Raw genomic sequence first — 19,372 nt, 5'->3', positions numbered from 1 at the left:
AGCAAATCGATGGTAGGTCAGCCGTCAGGCTTTCCCAAGAGCACGAAGTGCGATTGGTAAGAAAGCTACGACGTAGCTAGTAGGGATGAGGTCTAGTAAAAATACTAGACGCTATTTAGAAGGTTCATAAATATGGTGATGATGGCATAAGGGATACACCTGTTCCCATACCGAACACAGAAGTTAAGCCTTATAACGCCGATGGTACTCGGAGGGCAACCTCCCGGGAGACTAGGTAGTCGCCAAACAATATAGTTACGATAGCATGAGGGATACACCTGTTCCCATACCGAACACAGAAGTTAAGCCTCATAACGCCGATGGTACTCGGAGGGCAGCCTCCCGGGAGACTAGGTAGTAGCTAAACAAAAATATCTAAGCAATTTAGATAAAAAACTTGACAGCGATATAAAATACATGTTATAATATTATCGTTGTAGTGCTTAGGTAGCTCAATGGTGGAGCACCCGGCTGTTAACCGGTAGGTTGTGGGTTCGAGTCCCACCCTGAGCGCCAAATATTGTCTGCGCCGGGGTGGCGGAACTGGCAGACGCACAGGACTTAAAATCCTGCGGTGGTTAAACACCGTATCGGTTCGATTCCGATTCTCGGCACCATAACCCTACTACTCTAACTAATATCGCGGGATGGAGCAGTTTGGTAGCTCGTCGGGCTCATAACCCGAAGGTCGTAGGTTCAAATCCTACTCCCGCAACCAATAATTTTTAGGCCCTATGGTCAAGCGGTTAAGACACCACCCTTTCACGGTGGTATCCCGGGTTCGAATCCCGGTAGGGTCACCAATATTTAACTAATATATTTATAAACTAATATATTTATAAAAGAACATCTTCGTATGACGGGGATACCACCGTAACGGTGCTAAGTTCTTTGGACTCGCCAGAGCTCGTCTCAAAGATTTCAAATGTAAACATTTGAAACCCTGAAAGGGACTGGGTTGCAAATCCTGGTAGGGTCACCAATATGGAAGTATAGCTCAGTTGGGAGAGCATCTGCCTTACAAGCAGGGGGTCACAGGTTCGAGCCCTGTTACTTCCACCAATAATACCTATATAATCGCTTTAAAAGCGAATATGGCTCGGTAGTTCAGCTGGTTAGAATGCCGCCCTGTCACGGCGGAGGTCGTGGGTTCGAATCCCATCCGAGTCGCCATTTGGATTGCAATAGTGATCCAATGTGCTGATGTAGCTCAATTGGTAGAGCAATTGATTTGTAATCAATAGGTTGTAGGTTCAAGTCCTATCATCAGCTCCAATAATATTTTGGAAATTAAATATATGGGGATGTTCCAGAGTTGGCCAAATGGGACGGACTGTAAATCCGTTAGCTTAGCTTTCAGTGGTTCGAATCCGCTCATCCCCACCAATTTTTTAACACCTATGCGGGTGTAGCTCAGTGGTAGAGCCCCAGCCTTCCAAGCTGGTTGCGAGGGTTCGATTCCCTTCACCCGCTCCATATGCACCCTTAGCTCAGCTGGATAGAGCATCGGACTTCTAATCCGTGTGTCCCAGGTTCGAATCCTGGAGGGTGCGCCATGACAATTTCTAAAGTAAGACTGGAACTTATAAAAACGAAAAAAAGCTTGACAGCTTAAATCGTTTATGATATAATTATACCGTACTTTGAACGTTGGGATATAGCCAAGTCGGTAAGGCACCAGACTTTGACTCTGGTATGCGTAGGTTCGAGTCCTGCTATCCCAGCCAATATGATCCATTAGCTCAGCCGGTAGAGCACCTGACTTTTAATCAGGGTGTCCGGAGTTCGAATCTCCGATGGGTCACCAAAAAACAATATCCATCCTGTCTATCAGGGTGGAATTGGAAATTCGTCGACTATAGTATCGACGATTTAATTTTATGGATATGTTTAAAATCTAAGCCATTTGATTACTTATCATTATATTTTAATATTTGGAGAGGTACCGAAGCGGTCATAACGGGGCGGTCTTGAAAACCGTTAGAGTCATTGGCTCACAAGGGTTCGAATCCCTTCCTCTCCGCCAAAAGCAAGCTTAATATAAAGCGAAGCTATAAGCTTTATAGCTTATGGAGAAGTACTCAAGTGGCTGAAGAGGCTCCCCTGCTAAGGGAGTAGATCCTGTCAATAGGGATGCGAGGGTTCAAATCCCTCCTTCTCCGCCATAACTTGCCCAGATAGCTCAGTCGGTAGAGCAGGGGACTGAAAATCCCCGTGTCGGTGGTTCGATTCCGCCTCTGGGCACCAATTTTTTTGGATAGATAGGTTTATCTTACAACCGGTTAATATTACTATCAATCTTAATATAGGGGAGTAGTTCAGCTGGCAGAACGTCGGTCTCCAAAACCAGATGTCGCGGGTTCAAATCCTGTCTCCCCTGCCACATATGGACCTGTAGCTCAGGTGGTTAGAGCGCACGCCTGATAAGCGTGAGGTCGGTAGTTCGAGTCTACTCAGGTCCACCATAAAATTAAGTAACAATTAACTTTTGTTTTTGTGGGCCTCTAGCTCAGTCGGTTAGAGCGCCCGGCTCATAACCGGTAGGTCCAGGGTTCGAGTCCCTGGAGGCCCACCAAACATCTCATCTATGAGGTGTTTTTTTTTGCCCAACAACCGGTTATGAGCACACTCATAACTGTTCTCTGGGCTCATTTCATTCGCCTCAGAGATTTAAAATGCTAACGCATTTAAAACCCTGCAAGGGACAAGGCCACAGGGTTCGAGTCCCAAAAGGCCCACCAAACATCTCATCTATGAGGTGTTTTTTTTTGCCCAACAACCGGTTATGAGCACACTCATAACTGTTCTCTGGGCTCATTTCATTCGCCTCAGAGATATTAAATGCTAACTTATTTAAAACCCTGCAAGGGACAAGGCCACAGGGTTCGAGTCCTTAAAGACCCAGCAAACATCTCAGCTATGAGGTGTTTTTTTTGCCAACAAACCGGTTATGAGCACACTCATAACTGTTCTCTGGGCTCATTTCATTCGCCTAAGAGATTTTAAATGCTAACTTATTTAAAACCCTGCAAGGGACAAGGCCACAGGGTTCGAAGTCCCTAAAGGCCCACCAAACATCTCATCTACGAGGTGTTTTTTGCCTAATATGCTGGTTATGAGACTTCTTGTAAAACTTTCTTATGTAGTGAGATTATTGAATACTCGATTGTTATGAATATTTTAGGGAGAACTCACTATACCTTCTGCCTTAATATTCAATCATTGGCTATTTAAGTTCACTAAGTGCTTATTTTTCAGGGTTAATATTCCTAAATAGTGGAATTTTATAAGATCCATTATTCAAATCCCTAAATAGTTGCAAACATCTCTACTATTTTCTAGGACTATTTCTTTCTGCTTAGAGATTTTAATATTGCTATATTCATTTTTCTTTAAGTTTTAGCTAAGTTATAATTGTTTATCATAGTTTATATTTGTCTACAGTTCTTAAAGGTATACATATGTTTTTGATTTAATTACGTAAATTGTTATTTATTATCTTTTTATATTTTAATTATATATAAATATATACATATCTAGTATAATAGCTAGTATAGGAGGACATATGGATAAGAAGCTTAGTGAAGAGTATAAGATTGTTTGTGATATGATTGATTTGTACCATAGGAAGAATGATAAATTTTCTGATAGTGAGATTGGTGAGCTTAAGGCCTATGTCAAAAAGAAACTTTCTTCTTGTCCTCATGGGGCTAATAAGCCTTTTTGTTCGTATTGTAAAATTCATTGCTATAAGCCAAAGATGCGTGATAAGATTCGTGAGATTATGAGATTTTCAGGACCACGTTTTATATTCTATAGACCAGGAAAAGCTATAAAGCATCTTTTATATAAATCTAGTTTTATAAGAAAGTGTGCAAGTAAAAAGACCTACGGAAAATAATATTTTCTGTAGGCCTTTTATTTATTCGATATCTAAGTCTATTGGTTCATCTATCGTTTCTGATACATATTTGCCGTCTTTTTTTCTTTGTTTTACACATTCTGTGAGTAGGTATTCTATTTGTCCATTTATAGATCTAAAATCATCCTCGGCCCATTGGGCAATTTGATTGTAGAGTTTCTCAGATACCCTTAGGGGTATTTGTTTTTTTGCCATTAATATAAGCTTCCTGTGTTGACTATTGGGTTTGCTTCATGGTTACCACAAAGAACAACGAGGAGATTTGATACCATAGCGGCTTTTCTTTCTTCGTCTAGATCTACTACTCCATTTTCTTCAAGTTTATCAAGGGCCATTTCTACCATGCCTACTGCTCCATCTACTAGCATTGCTCTCGCATCGATTAGGGCAGATGCTTGTTGTCTTTGTAGCATTGCTGCGGCAATTTCAGATGAGTAAGATAGGTGGGTGATTCTTGCTTCTATTATCTCAAGACCTGCAAATTCTACTCTTTTTTGTATTTCTTCTTTGATTCTCCTAGCAACTATTTCGCTAGAGCCTCTAAGAGATCCGTCATCTGGTTCACCATCACCTGTTGTGTCGATTTGATAATGTGGGTTAACATCGTAAGGATATTGACGAACTATATTTCTTAGAGCTGTATCTGTTTGAAGAGATAGATATTCCTTGTAATTGTCTACATTAAATACTGCCTTGGCAGTGTCATTTACCTTCCACATTACTGCTATACCGATTTCTACAGGGTTTCCTAAATAATCGTTGATTTTTTGTTTGCTGTTATTTAGGGTCATTACCTTTAGTGAAATCTTCTTATTGGTAGATTGGTAGGAATTTGACTTATCAAAAATCTTTAAGCCGTCACTTACATCACCAGATTGACCTAGCTTGGTGTTGGCAGCAGGATTTACTGCAGAAACGAAAGGATTTACATAATAGAAGCCTTCGCCCTTTATAGTTCCAATGTATTTTCCAAAAAGTGTTAGGACTAGTGACTCTTGAGGTTTTAGAAGTTTAAGACCCAAAAGCATAATCCAACCTAAGAGAACGTAGGCTATAGCTATTACTAGAAATACAACATTCAAGCTAGTGTATGTTCCGCTATCTATTGTGTTTCCGTTGACTACTATAGTCAAAATAGCTCCGGCTAGGAGGACTAGGTAGATCATTAGTACAAGTATGCCGTTCTTTTTTGCCTTTAGAATTTTCTCTTCGACATTATCAGAGTTTTCTAGTTTCTTTTCCAATTTGTCCATATTTTTCTCCTTATATTTATTTGATATCATTATGATATCACTATAATTTCACTTAGTCAATAGGCCTAGATAGATTTTATAGAGTTTTTAAATAATTTTATTATGAGAGTGGGATAAATATATTGAAATATCAGTTAGAATTGTGAAGATAATAAGGATAATTTCCTAGAAGTGGCAGAAGTCTTTAATAGAAAAATCCATGAACATCTTATAAGATAAGTTCATGGACCTGTAATATATAGAAATATAAAATACCTGTCATAAGTTAAGAGAAAATATTTAGAATTTCTTCTCTATTATGACTATGTATGGGGCGATTGTACCTTTGTTTGGGTATGAAATTTTCATTATTGCGTATTTATTATTGGGAAGGCTTGCTATAAAGTCTTCTATTTTGGCGGCTTCTATTCTTCCTTGGTCGTGACCTGTATATATTGTCATATAAACTTTGGCGTTTTTTCTTAAAAGGTGGAGGAGCTTTCTTAGACTTTCTAGGGTTGATTCATAAGTAGTTGCTATAGCCTTATCTCCCTTTGGGAGATAGCCTAGGTTATATACTGCAAGGTCGATTTTCTCTTTGATATATTGATCTATGTTTGCGTGGCTGTCTAAGATAAAGAGGAAGTTCTCCCTTTCTCCTAAGAGATTTTTAGTAGCCTCTTCTGCTTCCTTTTGGATATCGAAGGCGACTAGCCTTTTTGCTTTGATTTCGTCTAATATAAACAAGCTATCGTTGCCATTTCCTGCTGTCATATCTACGGCAAGGTCTATATCCTTTTCATTAATCATCAAGGTTTTTACTAAATCAGTTACTCTTTCTATCATTTTTTCTCCTATAAAAAGATTTCACCATCAAGAGGGGGATCTTAGTAATTGTATTCGTTTGAAGTGTCAATGTCTCTAAAAAACGTAGATTCGGATGGGGTTTCACTTCTTATAGGCATGCCCATCCTGTGCATTTCGTTTAGCTTAAATATCATTAGATTGACATTTACATCATACATAGCTGCCAGTTGATTGTAGGTGTAGCCTTCTCTGATATCGTCCATTAACAAATCTTCGTCAAGGAGAAGGTGGGCTGCAAATATATTAGCTTCAAGTTCCATCTCTGAAGTTATATCAAATAGCTCGTATTCTATAAGATCTTCTGTTGCTTGGTCTTTGTGAAACATATCATGGCCTAGCTCATGAGCGAAGACCATATTTTGAATCCTCTCATCTACAAAAGGATTGTAGAATACAAAGCTAATTCCTTTGATGATCTTATACATTCCCAAAAGCTTGGTGTTTTTCTTAAAGGCTATGAGATGGACATTCCTTTCTTCTAAAATCTGCCTTGGATCTCTAGTTTTGTGGCATTTTATAAGCTCTAGAGTCTCATTGTAAATGTGATTGTAGGATAGTCCCATTATCTGTCCTTGTTATCATTTTCTGATCTAGCTATGTAGTAAGCTTCTGTGATGGCATCTAGGATTGTTCTTTTATCTTCATCTGGAATTTGTCCACCAGCCATGAGTCCTATAACGCCATTTATCATATCTTCAGCATCTTTTGCGCCTTCTTTGCCGAAATTCTCCCTTGCCTTTAGGATAAATTCATCCTCATCTGTAACTAGATAGTCGTGGGTTGTATCTAGGTGTTTTGCTAGAAGGTCGTAAGTTTTTCTGTATCTCGGTTTTGATTGGCCTAGTTCATACCTAGAAATTGTCTTTGTAGATACTTGGCAGAGTTTAGCCAAGTCTTCTTGGCTTAGTTTCTTGATTTCTCTTAGTTCTTTGAGTTTATTTGCAAATCCCATATTTTCTCCTTTTAGTCATTGATAGACTTATATTTGTTGTTTGTAGTTGACAAAAGACATTAGAAGTCTTATAATTTAATTAAGTCATTTATTGTCTAATTATACATTAATAGTCTAAATAATTCAAGGAGATGTTATGAAAAGAGTTATACTACATTCAGATATGAACGCTTGTTATGCTTCTATAGAAGCGAAATTAAATCCGGAGCTTAGAGGAATGGCCATGGCTGTTGCTGGCAATCCTAAGAACAGGCATGGGATAATACTTGCTAAAAGCCAGAAAGCAAAAGAAATGGGAGTTAAAACTGGCGAAACAATCTTGGAAGCTAAGACTAAGTGTCCAAATCTAGTTATAGTCCCACCTCACTATGAAGAGTATCTAAAACATTCTAAGCTTGCTAGAAAACTTTACTATGAATATACCAACCAAGTAGAACCCTTTGGATTAGATGAATGTTTCCTAGATGTTACGGGATCAACTCATCTTTTTGGAAGTGGAGAGGAGATTGCAAACGAGATTAGAGAGAGAATGAAAAAGGAACTCGGGATAACAGTCAGTGTCGGGGTAAGTTTTTGTAAGATTTTCGCCAAACTAGGAAGTGATATGAAAAAACCTGATGCTGTTACTACAATAAGCGAAGAAAACTTTAGAGACAAGGTTTGGCCTCTTCCTGTAAGAGAGATGGTTGGCATAGGTAGGGCAACTGAGAGAAAGCTAAACAGAATTGGAATATTTAGCCTAGGAGAGCTTGCTAATAGTGATCCAGATCTTATAAGAAATCTCTTGGGGATCAATGGTCTTTATCTTTGGGAGTATGCTAATGGACTAGATATTCGCCCAGTAAGGGATAGGGATGACACTGAGCCAATAAAATCTATAGGCAATTCTTCTACTTGTAGGAAGGACCTTTTAAACGATAATGAGGTCTTTAATGTCCTTCAGGAACTTTCTTTTTCTGTATCAAGGAGGCTAAGAGAAGCAGAACTAGAAGCGAATGGTGTTGAGATTTTTGTTAGAAATAACAAGCTTCAATCCTTCCACTATCAAAGCCCAATCAATCTTGCTAGTCAATCGTCTATAGTTCTAGCAAGGTCTGGATTTGAACTTTTCAAAGAAAAATATAGCTGGGATTTTCCAGTAAGGGCCGTTGGCATTAGAGCTATCAGGCTTAGAAAAGCAGGAGGCGGAAGTCAGATGGATGTTTTTTCTGACTATAAAAAATTTATTAAGGATGAAAAATGTGATGAAGCCATGTATAAGATTAGGAAAAAATACGGAAAAAAATCAATTAGTTTTCTAGCCTTGACTAGGGATATAAAACTTCCAGAGGAGCTAAATGAGATAGTTACTCTACCTATGAGCCATTATAATTCTTAAACTTGACCTGCTATTTAGCAGGTTTTTTATTTACAAGATGATTTAGTTGTTATATAATAAGTATAACAAAGAAAGGAGGTCTTATGTTTTTAGCAATTGATTTTTCTTCGGAAATTCCTATATATGAACAGATCAGAAGAGAAATTATCAAGGCTCTGGCTCAAGGAGACTTAGGTTTTGGTCAAAGCCTTCCGTCTGTTAGACAGCTCGGATCGGATATTGGAGTCAACCTTCACACTGTAAATAAGGCCTACAAGCTCCTAGAAGAAGATGGAATAATAACAATGGATAGGAGATATGGCTCTAGGATAGTAGATGAAACTTTAGAAATAAATACAAGACAGGAAGAAAAAATAGCAGAAGAACTCGAATTTATAACAGCTCTTGCCAAGGTTAAGGGTCTAGGAAAAGATGAGTTTCTAGGAGATGTAGATAAGTTATGGGAGAAATACGATGAGTGAAAACACAAAACTTGCTATCTTTTATGCTGGAGTAATAATTTTACTTACAATACTACAAGCCTTTGTTGATTCTTATTCTAAGAGAGGCTATATATTTGGAGTTAGAATGTCTAGCAGTCTATCAGAAAGTAAAAAGGCAAAAGAAATAATAAAAAATTATAAGATGCAGATAATTCTATTGGGAATATCCTTGGCGATATTTGTAGTTCTTATAAGTTATGCTATAGATAATTTTGCAGTTCTAAACATAATATATTTCCTAGCTATAATCCTTTTGTATCTTCCACTAATAGTGGCTAACAAGAAGTTAAAAGGTTTAGCCAAGACGGAAAAGATGGATAAGAAAAAGATTGTTAGCATAGAATATTCAAAGAATAAAATTTTTAACAAAAAAGAACTCTATACTTTATATCTTGGGCTTTTAGCTCTCGTTATAATATTTGCTATAAAAATCCACCTTGACTATGAAAGCTATCCAGACACTTTGATTATGCAAATGAATATGGATGGCGAAGTAAGTAAAGTGGCAGAGAAGACGTATTTTGATGTTCAAAGTCCAAGTCTAATAAGCCTAGTGATGCTAGCTCTAACATTTTTCTCAAATATTTCAATTGTCTTATCAAAAAAGAGAATAAGTCCTGATATGCCAGAAGAATCTCTAGCTAATGTTTTGAAAACTAGGAGAATTTGGACATATTATTGTGCTATGCTCGCCTTTTTGTTGATAATCTTGTTTCAAGTTGGGATATCATCTTTTATGAAAAGTGGTGATACCTTACTTGTAAAAATATTAGCTATAATCACTATTGTATTGTCAATTGGAGGGGGAATTATCATAGGGAAATTAAGATCTGTTGACGGATCTGCCCTAAATAAAACTAAAAATTATGGTTACGAAGAAGAGGACTATAGGTGGATTTTGGGCGGTTCGATATATTACAATCCTGACGATCCAGCTTTGTTTGTAGAAAAAAGGATAGGTGTCGGCACTACTATAAATGTTGGCAATAAATGGGGAAAGATATTCATGGCTTTAGGGCTTGGAATTCCTTTGACTGTCTTAATAGTTGACCTTGTTTTTTCTTAAGGAGGTTTTATGTTAGAAATAAAAAATGTATCTAAATCTTTTGGCAAGGTAAAAGCCTTAGACCATGTAAGTTTCAATGTTGAAAAAGGAGATTTGTTTGGTCTAATCGGACAGAATGGAGCAGGAAAATCTACTCTTTTTAGGTGTATAATGGATTTTTTCGACGAATATGAAGGAGAAATCCTCTATGATGGAAATCTTATGAAAAGCCTTCCTTTGGAAAAGATTGGATTTTTGCCAGAAGAAAGGTCGCTTTCACCTAAAAAAACAATAGAAGAAGAGATAAGGTATTTTGCAAGGTTAAACTTGATGAAGGGTCTTGATAAGAAAACTCTCCAAAAATATTTCGACAAATTTGAAATAAAGGGCAAGCTAAATGATAAAATAAAAGATCTATCAAAGGGTAACCAGCAAAAAGTACAACTTCTGGCAAGTCTTATCTACAAACCTGATTTTCTAATCTTAGATGAGCCGTTTTCTGGTCTTGATCCTTACAATATTAGATTATTGCAAGACATAATCAAAGAAGTTAATGAATTAGGTACGACAATCATATTTTCATCTCACAATATGGAAAATATTGAAGATATGTGTAACAAACTTGTCATGCTCAAAGATGGGCAAGTAGTCCTAGAAGGATCACCAAAAGAGATTAGAAATTCTTATCCAAAAGATAAACTTCTAATCGAATGTGAAGGAGATATTTCTGATATATTAAACGATTTTGTAATTACTTATGGGAAAGACTCTAACACTTACAAGATAAAGTTAAACGACCCAACCGATGGAAGGAAAATATATGAAAGACTTAGAGAAAAGTTTGATTATATTCCAGTGTTTGCTCAAACACCTCCGAGTCTAAATGAAATATTTACAAGAAAGGTAGAAGAAGATGTCTAGATTTTTGACAGTTGCCATAGATTCGTGGAAAAAACAAATTAAATCACTAGCCTTTTGGATAATGGTTCTGATGCCTGTAATCATGATGCTAGCAAGTACTGCGGTTAGCTATTTCTCAAATGATACAAAAAGCCAAGAAACATATATAGTTTGTGATGAAAAGCTAGGAGAATATTTCAAAGATATAGAAGGATTTAAAATATCTAATAAAAATGAAGCCAAAGAAAAAATGGATGATAAAAAAATAGGAAGCTTTGCAGAAATAACAGAAGAATCTGGCATACTAGTTGCAAAATACCACACTAGAAACCTCGATTCTAATGAAATAGCTTCCTTTAATCTAAAACTTAAGGAGGCACAAAATTCTTTAAATATAAAAAACGCTCAAATAAGAAAAGATAAATTTGAAATTTTAGAAAGACAGGCTTCATTTAATATTGTTGAAGATGAGGGTGGACAGTCGTTCATAATGTATGGCGCCTACTTTGCCCTAATATTTTATATGTATTTGATGTTAGTGATGTATTCTAATGTATTGGTTGTAGAGATTGCGACAGAAAAAGGATCAAAGATGATTGAATTTATCTTCTCTTCAATAAAGGCAGGAACGTATTTTGCAGGAAAAATCTTGGGCAATTTCCTGGCTATCATAAGTCAAACTCTTATATATGGCATTCTAGGTGGCATAGGCTTTTATTTGGTAAAAAGCTATGGAATATTGGATAAACTAAATATAGATATACGAGCCTACCTAGGCGGAATAAATATTTTAATGTTAGTAGAAATTGGAGTCTTGGTTATCCTAAGCCTACTTATATTTATGATAGTAGCTGCAATGCTCGGGTCTCTTGCTCAGAAGCAAGAAGACGCTGGAAAAGTTGCAACTCCAATGATGCTTGTAATCATGTTTGCCTTTTTCACATCTATGGTATTTATGGGTAAGGATGAAAATCTTTTAGTAAAAGTTTTATCATATTTACCTTTTACATCAGTTTTCTTTATGCCTCTTAGAATGATAAAATCGAGTACAGGACTAGGATCAGGATTAATATCTATCATTATACTAATGATTTCCATAGTAGGTGTTTACAAAATATCTAGCAAAATCTACAAGAAAAATATTTTAAACTACTCATCAAGATCTTTTATCAGAAGGTCCTTTAGAAAATCTTAACAATTATTTTAAATCTCCCTTACAGGTTAAGGGAGATTTTCTTTTAGAATTTACCATGTTTTAAAAAATCGTTTTCTGTGTTAAAATTAAAGTATAAAGGTAAAGGAGTTTTGTATGAACGTATATGAAAAAGCTTTAGAAAAACACGAACAATGGCAAGGAAAAGTTGCAACAGAAGTAAAGGCCAGAGTTAACAATGCAGAAGATTTGACCTACGCTTACACTCCTGGAGTTGCTGAACCTTGCAGAGAAATTGCCAAGGATGAGAAGAAAGCCTATACATACACATCAAAGGCTAACACAATAGCAGTTGTAAGTGATGGTTCTGCTGTTTTGGGACTTGGAAATATTGGACCTAAGGCTGCGATGCCCGTTATGGAAGGAAAATCAGTATTATTCAAAGAATTCGGTGATGTAAATGCTGTTCCAATAGTATTAGATACTCAAGATGCAGAAGAAATCATAGAAACAGTTAAAAATATTGCCCCAGGTTTTGGTGGAATAAATCTCGAAGATATATCCTCTCCAAGATGTGTCTATATAGAAGAAAAACTAAAGGAAATGCTTGATATACCAGTATTTCATGATGACCAACACGGAACAGCCATAGTAACTCTTGCAGCTTTGATAAATGCTCTAAAAATCGTAGGGAAAAATAAAGAAGATATCAAAGTTGTTATATCTGGAGCTGGAGCAGCAGGCTATTCCATAGCAAAACTTTTAAGAGATTACGGAGTAAAACACATCATAGCTTGTGATTCGAGAGGATCAATTAACAAGGGCCACCTAAAAGGAGATAACCCAGTAAAGGCGAGAATTGCTGAGTTTACTAACGAAGAAGACTTCAAGGGAAGTCTAAAAGAAGCTATGGTAGATAGCGATGTTTTTATAGGAGTATCAGCTCCAAATATTATTGATGGAGAAGATATTAAAAACATGAATGATGATGCGATAGTCTTTGCCATGGCAAATCCTGTTCCGGAAATCGACTATGACGAAGCTAAAAAAGCAGGAGCAAGAATCCTTGCAACAGGTAGAAGTGACTATCCGAACCAAATTAACAATGTCCTTGCCTTCCCAGGAATATTTAGAGGAGCACTAAATGCTCATGCAAGTGCTATAACAGATGAGATGAAACTAGAAGCATCCAAAGCCTTAGCAGCTATGGTAACAGATGATAAATTAAACGAAGAATATATAATACCAGGTGCTTTTGAAGAAAATGTAGCCCAAAAGGTTGCAAGAGCTGTAGAAGACTTGGCTAAATAAGATAAAGCTTCCACCTTACAGGTGGGAGTTTTTTTATTAAAAATAAATAATAAACAATTAAAATTAATCAAATAAAATACTTAAAGAAAAAAATAATTTTCTTGACAAAGGTTTTCTGGGGTGTTATATTATAATTAATTAAAACGTTTTAATGGAGTTTAATATGGCAACTATCAAAGATGTCGCAAAGCTTGCTGGAGTATCTATAACTACAGTTTCTATGGTGCTAAACAAGACTAACGACAAAATCTCAGATAAAACTAAAGAAAAAGTTTTTCTAGCGGCAAAAGAGCTGGGCTACAATCCAAACAAGTACGCCAAGGCGCTTGCCAGCAAGAAGAGCAACATAATTATGGCGATAATTCCAGATATAGCCAATCCATTTTTTTCTTTGTTGGTAAAGTATTTGACAAATTATTCCTTAAAACACGATTATTTCTTATATATCCATAATACAAACAACAAGAAAATAAAAAAAGAAGAGTTTGAAAATCTTCTAAAGAGTAACTATGCAGCGGCGTGTCTAGTAGTTGATAGAAATATTAATAAAATCAGCCAAAAAATTATAGAAGACTACAACGTGATATTTTTAGATGAAGTTAACTTTACAGATAACAAAACTCACCTAGTGACTGGCAATAACGAAATCGGCGGAATGATGGCTATGAATTATCTATTGGATAGGGGCTTTAGAAATATAGGAATATTGATTGGACCAAGGTCTACTGCCAACTCATCAAGAAGGTTATCCGGAGCAATAAAAGCAGCTATGAACCGTAATATTTACATAGATTCAAAAAATATTATCCACGGAGATTATTCCTACGAAGGCGGCTATAAGGCAGGTAAGTTTTTTCTAGATAGAGGGGTAGATGCTATATTTTCTTTTGCAGATATGTCTTCTTACGGTTTGCTAAATTATTTTTCTGAAAATAGTATAAGAGTTCCCGAAGATATTTCTTTGATAAGCTATGATAATTTGTACCTAAATAAGATTATAAGTCCAAGACTTACATCAATTGACCAAAACCTTGAAGATTTGGCTAGAAGATCCATAGAAATGGCGGATGATTTGATTAATAAAAAAGAAACGCTAGATAGGATTATGATAAAACCTCATCTAGTAGAAGGAGAAAGTGTAGGTAGGAAGAATGAAAATAATTAATTTTGGTTCTGTCAATATCGATATATTCTTTGCAGTAGAGCACATTGTTAGACCTGGTGAAACCATCAGTGCAAGGGATATAGAAAGAAGAGCTGGAGGTAAGGGACTCAATCAATCAGTAGCTCTTGCGAAAAATTCTGATGAAGTTTACCATGTTGGAAATATTGGAAGTGATGGAGAATTTCTTGCTGATTATCTAGTTAGCCAAGGAATAAATACTGATTTTCTAAGAAAAAGCGACAATCTAACTGGAAATGCCCTAATCCAAGTAGACGATGCTGGAGAAAACTGCATAGTCCTCTACAAGGGAGCGAATTTTGACAATGATAAAGATTTTGTAGATGAAGTTTTCTCTCACTTTGAAAAAGGAGATATCCTAGTTTTACAAAATGAAATCAACATGATGGATTACATAATAGATAGAGCCTATGAAAAGGGACTAAAGATTGTCCTAAATCCATCTCCAATAACAGAAGAAGTTAAGAAATTTGACTATGAAAAGATCGACCTTCTTTTAGTAAATGAACACGAAGCGAGAGCCATAAGTGGTTTTAGTGATATTGAAGAAAATATCGAATATTTTAGAAAGACCTATCCTAAATTAAAGCTTGTAATCACCTTGGGCAGCAAGGGATCAATATATATTAGCGAAAATGACCTAATAAGACAAGATGCTTACAAGGTAGAGGCTATTGATAGTACTGGAGCAGGTGATACCTTTACAGGGTATTTTGTAGCAAACTTCTACAAGGGTGTTGATGTAGATAAATGTTTGGATCTTGCAACCAAGGCATCAGCACTTTCAGTAACTAAAAAAGGAGCTAGCGGTTCGATACCAAACCAAGAAGAAGTTATTAATTTTGAAAAGGAGCTTATATGAAACTTAAGGGAATCTTAAATAGTGATATAGCTAAGGGCCTAGCTGATTTAGGTCATACAGATTTGATAGCTATAGGAGATTGTGGTCTGCCAATTGATCCAGAGAAGAAAATTGACCTTTCCTTAAAACTTGGAGAGCCAAAGTTTATAGATGTACTTGAGGTATTGTTGGAAGATTTTTCTGTAGAATATTATTATTTAGCTGAAGAAATAAAAGAAAACAATCCAGACCAAGAAAAAAACATAGAAAAATTATTGGAAGGTGTGGAATGTGAGTACATCAGCCACGAAGATTTTAAGGAAAAACTAGCTGATGTAAAATTTGTCATAAGAACTGGAGAAACAACCCCATATTCTAATATAATTCTTCAATCTAAAAATATTTTTTAGGAGCAAGTCATGAAAGTAGAAATGAAAAACATATACAAGTCCTTCGGGAAAAATGATGTTTTGATGGGAGTAGACTTTATAGTAGGTGAGGGAGAAATTCACGCCTTAGTTGGAGAAAATGGTGCCGGTAAATCAACCCTTATGAATATCTTATCTGGTGTATTAGCTAAGGATAAGGGAGATATATTAGTTGACGGCAAAAAGGTAGACATAACCGATACCAATGTTGCCAAGGACTTGGGGATTAGTTTTATCCACCAAGAGCTATCCGACTGGCCAGAGCTTAGCGTAATGGATAATATTTTCATGAACAATGAGCTTAGGAAAGGCCTTTTCTTAGATAGAAATACCATGAGAAAAAGATGCAAGGAGCTTTTGGCAAACTTTGATTTGGATATTGATCCAGATATGAAGGTAGCAAAGCTTTCCGTAGGACAAAGGCAAATGATGGAAATAGCCAAGGCAAACCTAAACAAGGTCAACCTCTTAATCTTAGATGAGCCTACAAGTGCCCTTACAAATAATGAGATAGACAAACTTTTTAAACTTATAAAAAGACTTAGAGATCAAAATGTTTCTATGATTTATATTTCCCATAGGATGGAGGAAATATTTGCCCTAACTAACAAGATCACAGTCATGAGAGACGGCAAGAGTGTGGCAGTCCTTGATACTAACGAAACTAATGAAAAAGAAGTGGTAAGCCACATGGTTGGTAGAGATATTGGAGATTTCTATCCAGAGATGGATGCAGATATTTCTAATACAAAAATTGAACTTAAAAACTTTAGCAGAAAAGGATATTATGAAGATATCAATATCCACGCCAAAAAAGGCGAGGTCCTTGGTATATCTGGTCTAATGGGAGCAGGTAGAACTGAAATTATGAGATCTCTATTTGGTCTTGATCCAAAGGATTCGGGCGAAGTTTTCATAGACGGAAAAAAGGTGGAGATTAAAAATCCAATAGACGCCATCAAAAACAAGATTGGCTTTGTAACAGAAAACAGGCAAGAAGAAGGACTTGTTTTAGATGAATCTATAAGAGAGAATATTTCTGTTCTAAATTTTGATAAGTTTTCTAAAAATTCTTTTATAGATAGAAAAGATGAAAACAAATTATCAGATGGTTTGGTAGATAGCTTTAGGGTTAAGACTCAATCTAGTGAAACTAAGGTAAAAGATTTGTCTGGAGGTAACCAACAAAAGGTAGTATTTGCCAAATGGTATGCCATAGGCCCAGAAATCCTAATCCTAGATGAGCCAACCAAGGGAGTAGACGTTGGTGCCAAAAGAGAAATCTACGATTTAATCAAAGACCTTACAGAAAAAGGTGTTTGTGTAATATTGATTTCAAGCGATTTGCCAGAACTTTTAAGCCTATCTAACAGGATATATGTAATATGTGAAGGAAAAGTACAAGGAGAGATTTTAAGCGAGGATGCAGATCAAGAAAAGATTATGACCCTTGCAACAGGAGGAAGATTATGAATAGTATAAAAAAACAATTCAAAGAAAATCAAAATCTAGGCACTATAGCCGCCTTGATTATTCTTATAGTTTTTGTAAGTGTTTTAAATCCTGCATTCTTGCAAGTAAACAACTTACTAAACCTTATGCGTCAACTAATAATAAATGGATTCATAGCGCTTGGTATGACCTTTGTAATCCTAACTGGGGGTATAGACTTATCAGTAGGATCAACCCTGGCTTTTACCTCAGCTATCTTTGCAGGACTCTTGCAAAATGGTATGAACACAGGCCTTGCTATTCTAATTACTTTAGCTCTTGGACTTTGTTTAGGTTTAATAAATGGGCTTTTGATTACTAAAGGAAAACTTGCACCATTTATTGTAACTCTAGCAACCATGACTATATTTAGAGGACTAACCTTAGTTTACATGGATGGTCGTCCAATCTCAGGACCAAAAGATAACTTTGCCTTCCAATTTTTAGGCAAAGGACAAGTTTTTGGCATACCTTTCCAAGTAATACTATTTTTAATAGTTTATATAGTCCTATCCACCTTATTAAACAAAACATCCCACGGTAGGAAAATATTCGCAGTAGGTGGCAATGAAAAGGCAAGCTTTATATCAGGTATCAAAATTGACAAGGTAAAAGTACTTGTTTATGTAATATCAGCACTAATGGCTGTAGTATCAGGTCTAGTTCTAACATCAAGACTAAACTCAGCTCAACCAACAGCAGGATCAGCATACGAAATGGATGCCATAGCAGCAGTTGTACTTGGAGGAACAAGCATGACTGGAGGAAGTGGTTCTCTAACAGGAACCTTAATTGGTATTCTAATATTAGGAGTATTAAACAACGGGTTAAACTTATTAGGGGTATCAAGTTTTTACCAACAAATCGTAAAAGGTGTTGTAATCTTAATCGCTGTACTAATTGACAGAAAGAGAAACAAATAGGAGATATTTATGAAAAAACTAAGAAGATTATTATCAGTAATGCTAGTAGCCTTATTTGTAATAACAGGATGTAGCATAGAAGGACAAAACAAAGACGCTGACAAAAAAGAAGTTAGCCAAGAAGAAAAAGCAAAAGATGGAGATATCAAAATCGGTGTTTCCTTATCAACTCTAAACAACCCATTCTTCGTATCAATCAGAGAAGGTGTTGAAGAAGTAGCACAAAATGAAAACGTAGAAACAGTAATAACAGATGCTCAAAACGATTCATCAACTCAAAACAACCAAGTTGAAGACCTTATCACCCAAGGAGTTGATCTCATAGTAATCAACCCAGTAGACTCAACTGCAATCTCAACATCTGTACAAAAAGCTAATGAAGCAAACATTCCTGTAATCTGTGTTGATAGAAAATCAGACGAAGGAGAACTAGTAAGCTTCATAGCAAGTAACAACGTAGAAGGTGGAAAGCTTGCAGGAGAATATATCCTAGAAAAAGTAGGAGAAAACGCTGAAGTAATTCAACTAGAAGGAATCCCAGGAGCAAGCTCAACTCGTGAAAGAGGAGAAGGATTTACTGAAGCAACTGATGGAAAAATTAATCTATTAGCAAGCCAAACAGCAAACTTCGATAGGGCAGAAGGAATGACAGTAATGGAAAATCTCCTTCAAGCTCACCCAGATGTAAAAGCAGTATTCTGTCAAAACGATGAAATGGCACTAGGAGCTAGCGAAGCAGTAAAAGCAAGCGGCAAAGACGTTACAATAGTTGGATTTGACGGAAATGACGATGCAATAAAGGCAGTAGAAGAAGGAATGCTATCAGCAACTGTTGCCCAAAAACCACAAGAAATGGGAAAACTCGCAATCGAAACAGCTCTAAAATATCTAAAAGGTGAACAAGTAGAAGAACAAGTAGACTCACCACTTGAGTTAATCAAGAAATAACAAAATCTTCCCCTAATAAAACCTAAAGTAAGATAAGACTTATAAAGAGCTTGAAATGAATGTTTCAAGCTCTCTTTTGTAGAAATATTCAATAAAGGAGTAAAAATGAAATTTTTCTTAGACACAGCAAACATAGATGAAATAAAAAGAATAAATGACCTAGGACTTTGTGATGGAGTAACAACCAACCCATCCATAATAAAAAAAGAAGGCAAAGACTTTGAAACAGTAGTAAAAGAAATAGCAAGTATAGTAGATGGTCCCGTATCAGCAGAAGTAACAAGTTACACCTATCACGAAATGGTAGAAGAAGCAA

General features: G+C 36.2%; 18 protein-coding genes, 18 tRNA genes, 2 rRNA genes and 1 pseudogene. 34 read left to right on the top strand and 5 right to left on the bottom strand.

The features are described from left to right. The first annotated feature begins 131 nt into the window (after window positions 1–131). The 21 genes from rrf (E0D87_RS02365) to E0D87_RS02265 all read left to right on the top strand — a co-directional run bounded on the left by rrf (E0D87_RS02365) (window position 132) and on the right by E0D87_RS02265 (window position 3,901). Window positions 132–248, top strand: a 5S ribosomal RNA gene (gene rrf / locus E0D87_RS02365). A gap of 2 nt (window positions 249–250) precedes the next feature. Continuing rightward, window positions 251–367, top strand: a 5S ribosomal RNA gene (gene rrf / locus E0D87_RS02360). 74 nt (window positions 368–441) lie between these two features. Then, window positions 442–516, top strand: a tRNA-Asn gene (locus E0D87_RS02355). A 12-nt stretch (window positions 517–528) separates the two neighbouring features. Next, window positions 529–617: transfer RNA gene (locus E0D87_RS02350), tRNA-Leu, on the top strand. Between the two features lie 24 nt (window positions 618–641). Next, window positions 642–718 (top strand) — tRNA-Met (locus E0D87_RS02345). Window positions 719–728: 10 nt separating this feature from the next. Further along, window positions 729–803, top strand: a tRNA-Glu gene (locus E0D87_RS02340). Between the two features lie 183 nt (window positions 804–986). Continuing rightward, window positions 987–1,062, top strand: a tRNA-Val gene (locus tag E0D87_RS02335). Window positions 1,063–1,096: 34 nt separating this feature from the next. Beyond that, window positions 1,097–1,173: transfer RNA gene (locus tag E0D87_RS02330), tRNA-Asp, on the top strand. A gap of 26 nt (window positions 1,174–1,199) precedes the next feature. After that, window positions 1,200–1,275: transfer RNA gene (locus E0D87_RS02325), tRNA-Thr, on the top strand. A 25-nt stretch (window positions 1,276–1,300) separates the two neighbouring features. Next, window positions 1,301–1,386: transfer RNA gene (locus tag E0D87_RS02320), tRNA-Tyr, on the top strand. A 16-nt stretch (window positions 1,387–1,402) separates the two neighbouring features. Further along, window positions 1,403–1,476, top strand: a tRNA-Gly gene (locus E0D87_RS02315). 3 nt (window positions 1,477–1,479) lie between these two features. After that, a tRNA-Arg gene (locus E0D87_RS02310) sits at window positions 1,480–1,556 on the top strand. A gap of 95 nt (window positions 1,557–1,651) precedes the next feature. Beyond that, window positions 1,652–1,727 (top strand) — tRNA-Gln (locus E0D87_RS02305). A 4-nt stretch (window positions 1,728–1,731) separates the two neighbouring features. Continuing rightward, window positions 1,732–1,807 (top strand) — tRNA-Lys (locus tag E0D87_RS02300). 129 nt (window positions 1,808–1,936) lie between these two features. Beyond that, window positions 1,937–2,026: transfer RNA gene (locus E0D87_RS02295), tRNA-Ser, on the top strand. Between the two features lie 45 nt (window positions 2,027–2,071). After that, a tRNA-Ser gene (locus tag E0D87_RS02290) sits at window positions 2,072–2,165 on the top strand. A 6-nt stretch (window positions 2,166–2,171) separates the two neighbouring features. Beyond that, window positions 2,172–2,247, top strand: a tRNA-Phe gene (locus tag E0D87_RS02285). 60 nt (window positions 2,248–2,307) lie between these two features. After that, window positions 2,308–2,383: transfer RNA gene (locus tag E0D87_RS02280), tRNA-Trp, on the top strand. A 5-nt stretch (window positions 2,384–2,388) separates the two neighbouring features. Continuing rightward, window positions 2,389–2,465 (top strand) — tRNA-Ile (locus E0D87_RS02275). A 33-nt stretch (window positions 2,466–2,498) separates the two neighbouring features. Beyond that, window positions 2,499–2,575, top strand: a tRNA-Ile gene (locus tag E0D87_RS02270). Between the two features lie 990 nt (window positions 2,576–3,565). Next, a complete protein-coding gene (locus tag E0D87_RS02265; protein ID WP_130819203.1) occupies window positions 3,566–3,901 on the top strand; it encodes a nitrous oxide-stimulated promoter family protein in 336 nt (111 codons plus the stop codon). A gap of 21 nt (window positions 3,902–3,922) precedes the next feature. Here the strand turns inward: E0D87_RS02265 and E0D87_RS02260 are convergent, their stop codons facing one another. From E0D87_RS02260 to E0D87_RS02240, 5 genes are all read right to left on the bottom strand, one after another. Further along, window positions 3,923–4,117, bottom strand: a complete 195-nt coding sequence (locus E0D87_RS02260) for a type II toxin-antitoxin system antitoxin (RefSeq protein ID WP_004835393.1) — start codon at window positions 4,115–4,117, stop codon at window positions 3,923–3,925. Further along, window positions 4,117–5,175: an SPFH domain-containing protein gene (locus E0D87_RS02255; RefSeq protein ID WP_130819202.1), complete on the bottom strand. Its 1,059-nt coding sequence runs from the start codon at window positions 5,173–5,175 to the stop codon at window positions 4,117–4,119. Before E0D87_RS02255 ends, E0D87_RS02260 begins: the two co-directional genes overlap by 1 nt. 279 nt (window positions 5,176–5,454) lie before the next feature. Then, a complete protein-coding gene (gene mnmM, locus E0D87_RS02250) occupies window positions 5,455–6,000 on the bottom strand; it encodes a tRNA 5-(aminomethyl)-2-thiouridylate-methyltransferase MnmM (protein ID WP_130819201.1) in 546 nt (181 codons plus the stop codon). A gap of 41 nt (window positions 6,001–6,041) precedes the next feature. Continuing rightward, complete coding sequence (locus E0D87_RS02245; RefSeq protein WP_130819200.1) at window positions 6,042–6,584, bottom strand: ImmA/IrrE family metallo-endopeptidase; 543 nt, start codon at window positions 6,582–6,584, stop codon at window positions 6,042–6,044. After that, window positions 6,584–6,973, bottom strand: coding sequence for a helix-turn-helix domain-containing protein (locus E0D87_RS02240; RefSeq protein ID WP_004835404.1), 390 nt, complete (start codon window positions 6,971–6,973; stop codon window positions 6,584–6,586). Before E0D87_RS02240 ends, E0D87_RS02245 begins: the two co-directional genes overlap by 1 nt. Window positions 6,974–7,109: 136 nt before the next feature. On the opposite strand from E0D87_RS02240, the gene E0D87_RS02235 reads away from it, so the two are divergent. From E0D87_RS02235 to E0D87_RS02175, 13 genes and pseudogenes are all read left to right on the top strand, one after another. Then, the gene (locus E0D87_RS02235; protein ID WP_130819199.1) at window positions 7,110–8,351 is read left to right on the top strand and encodes a DNA polymerase Y family protein; all 1,242 of its coding nucleotides are present in this window, start codon (window positions 7,110–7,112) and stop codon (window positions 8,349–8,351) included. Window positions 8,352–8,434: 83 nt separating this feature from the next. Continuing rightward, complete coding sequence (locus tag E0D87_RS02230; RefSeq protein ID WP_130819198.1) at window positions 8,435–8,812, top strand: GntR family transcriptional regulator; 378 nt, start codon at window positions 8,435–8,437, stop codon at window positions 8,810–8,812. Next, a complete protein-coding gene (locus E0D87_RS02225) occupies window positions 8,805–9,899 on the top strand; it encodes a DUF1648 domain-containing protein (protein WP_130819197.1) in 1,095 nt (364 codons plus the stop codon). The genes E0D87_RS02230 and E0D87_RS02225 overlap by 8 nt, the downstream gene beginning before the upstream one ends. Before the next feature lie 9 nt (window positions 9,900–9,908). Next, window positions 9,909–10,799, top strand: a complete 891-nt coding sequence (locus tag E0D87_RS02220) for an ABC transporter ATP-binding protein (protein ID WP_130819196.1) — start codon at window positions 9,909–9,911, stop codon at window positions 10,797–10,799. Beyond that, on the top strand, window positions 10,792–11,973 hold the full coding sequence (locus E0D87_RS02215) for an ABC transporter permease (protein ID WP_130819195.1): 1,182 nt from the start codon (window positions 10,792–10,794) through the stop codon (window positions 11,971–11,973). Before E0D87_RS02220 ends, E0D87_RS02215 begins: the two co-directional genes overlap by 8 nt. A gap of 114 nt (window positions 11,974–12,087) precedes the next feature. Then, the gene (locus E0D87_RS02210) at window positions 12,088–13,242 is read left to right on the top strand and encodes an NAD(P)-dependent malic enzyme (protein WP_130819194.1); all 1,155 of its coding nucleotides are present in this window, start codon (window positions 12,088–12,090) and stop codon (window positions 13,240–13,242) included. Window positions 13,243–13,405: 163 nt separating this feature from the next. Next, window positions 13,406–14,407 carry a LacI family DNA-binding transcriptional regulator gene (locus tag E0D87_RS02205; protein ID WP_130819193.1) on the top strand — a complete coding sequence of 334 codons (1,002 nt, stop codon included), beginning with the start codon at window positions 13,406–13,408 and terminating at the stop codon, window positions 14,405–14,407. Further along, the gene (locus E0D87_RS02200) at window positions 14,394–15,287 is read left to right on the top strand and encodes a ribokinase (RefSeq protein WP_130819192.1); all 894 of its coding nucleotides are present in this window, start codon (window positions 14,394–14,396) and stop codon (window positions 15,285–15,287) included. Before E0D87_RS02205 ends, E0D87_RS02200 begins: the two co-directional genes overlap by 14 nt. Continuing rightward, window positions 15,284–15,676 (top strand): D-ribose pyranase, encoded by a 393-nt coding sequence (rbsD, locus tag E0D87_RS02195; protein ID WP_130819191.1) that lies wholly within the window; start codon window positions 15,284–15,286, stop codon window positions 15,674–15,676. Before E0D87_RS02200 ends, rbsD begins: the two co-directional genes overlap by 4 nt. 9 nt (window positions 15,677–15,685) lie before the next feature. Further along, window positions 15,686–17,167: a sugar ABC transporter ATP-binding protein gene (locus E0D87_RS02190; RefSeq protein WP_130819190.1), complete on the top strand. Its 1,482-nt coding sequence runs from the start codon at window positions 15,686–15,688 to the stop codon at window positions 17,165–17,167. Beyond that, window positions 17,164–18,108, top strand: a complete 945-nt coding sequence (locus E0D87_RS02185) for an ABC transporter permease (RefSeq protein ID WP_004835409.1) — start codon at window positions 17,164–17,166, stop codon at window positions 18,106–18,108. Before E0D87_RS02190 ends, E0D87_RS02185 begins: the two co-directional genes overlap by 4 nt. 9 nt (window positions 18,109–18,117) lie before the next feature. Next, entirely contained in the window at window positions 18,118–19,056 is a 939-nt protein-coding gene (gene rbsB, locus E0D87_RS02180) for a ribose ABC transporter substrate-binding protein RbsB (RefSeq protein WP_004835408.1), read from the top strand. Between the two features lie 105 nt (window positions 19,057–19,161). After that, window positions 19,162–19,371 (top strand): annotated as a pseudogene (locus tag E0D87_RS02175) (transaldolase family protein); the annotation flags it as partial. Window position 19,372 lies beyond the last annotated feature (1 nt).

Origin of the sequence: Anaerococcus vaginimassiliensis, assembly GCF_900626155.1 — a bacterium.
Lineage (GTDB): Bacteria > Bacillota > Clostridia > Tissierellales > Peptoniphilaceae > Anaerococcus > Anaerococcus vaginimassiliensis.
The sequence above is the reverse complement of the archived record's forward strand: the minus strand, read 5'-3'. Positions and strand labels throughout refer to the sequence as shown.

Excerpts from the sequence above, each read along its gene's own strand:
- E0D87_RS02265 (WP_130819203.1), top strand. The coding sequence starts at position 3,566 with ATGGATAAGAAGCTTAGTGAAGAGTATAAGATTGTTTGTGATATGATT.
- E0D87_RS02260 (WP_004835393.1), bottom strand. The coding sequence starts at position 4,117 with ATGGCAAAAAAACAAATACCCCTAAGGGTATCTGAGAAACTCTACAAT.
- E0D87_RS02255 (WP_130819202.1), bottom strand. The coding sequence starts at position 5,175 with ATGGACAAATTGGAAAAGAAACTAGAAAACTCTGATAATGTCGAAGAG.
- mnmM (WP_130819201.1), bottom strand. The coding sequence starts at position 6,000 with ATGATAGAAAGAGTAACTGATTTAGTAAAAACCTTGATGATTAATGAA.
- E0D87_RS02245 (WP_130819200.1), bottom strand. The coding sequence starts at position 6,584 with ATGGGACTATCCTACAATCACATTTACAATGAGACTCTAGAGCTTATA.
- E0D87_RS02240 (WP_004835404.1), bottom strand. The coding sequence starts at position 6,973 with ATGGGATTTGCAAATAAACTCAAAGAACTAAGAGAAATCAAGAAACTA.
- E0D87_RS02235 (WP_130819199.1), top strand. The coding sequence starts at position 7,110 with ATGAAAAGAGTTATACTACATTCAGATATGAACGCTTGTTATGCTTCT.
- E0D87_RS02230 (WP_130819198.1), top strand. The coding sequence starts at position 8,435 with ATGTTTTTAGCAATTGATTTTTCTTCGGAAATTCCTATATATGAACAG.
- E0D87_RS02225 (WP_130819197.1), top strand. The coding sequence starts at position 8,805 with ATGAGTGAAAACACAAAACTTGCTATCTTTTATGCTGGAGTAATAATT.
- E0D87_RS02220 (WP_130819196.1), top strand. The coding sequence starts at position 9,909 with ATGTTAGAAATAAAAAATGTATCTAAATCTTTTGGCAAGGTAAAAGCC.
- E0D87_RS02215 (WP_130819195.1), top strand. The coding sequence starts at position 10,792 with ATGTCTAGATTTTTGACAGTTGCCATAGATTCGTGGAAAAAACAAATT.
- E0D87_RS02210 (WP_130819194.1), top strand. The coding sequence starts at position 12,088 with ATGAACGTATATGAAAAAGCTTTAGAAAAACACGAACAATGGCAAGGA.
- E0D87_RS02205 (WP_130819193.1), top strand. The coding sequence starts at position 13,406 with ATGGCAACTATCAAAGATGTCGCAAAGCTTGCTGGAGTATCTATAACT.
- E0D87_RS02200 (WP_130819192.1), top strand. The coding sequence starts at position 14,394 with ATGAAAATAATTAATTTTGGTTCTGTCAATATCGATATATTCTTTGCA.
- rbsD (WP_130819191.1), top strand. The coding sequence starts at position 15,284 with ATGAAACTTAAGGGAATCTTAAATAGTGATATAGCTAAGGGCCTAGCT.
- E0D87_RS02190 (WP_130819190.1), top strand. The coding sequence starts at position 15,686 with ATGAAAGTAGAAATGAAAAACATATACAAGTCCTTCGGGAAAAATGAT.
- E0D87_RS02185 (WP_004835409.1), top strand. The coding sequence starts at position 17,164 with ATGAATAGTATAAAAAAACAATTCAAAGAAAATCAAAATCTAGGCACT.
- rbsB (WP_004835408.1), top strand. The coding sequence starts at position 18,118 with ATGAAAAAACTAAGAAGATTATTATCAGTAATGCTAGTAGCCTTATTT.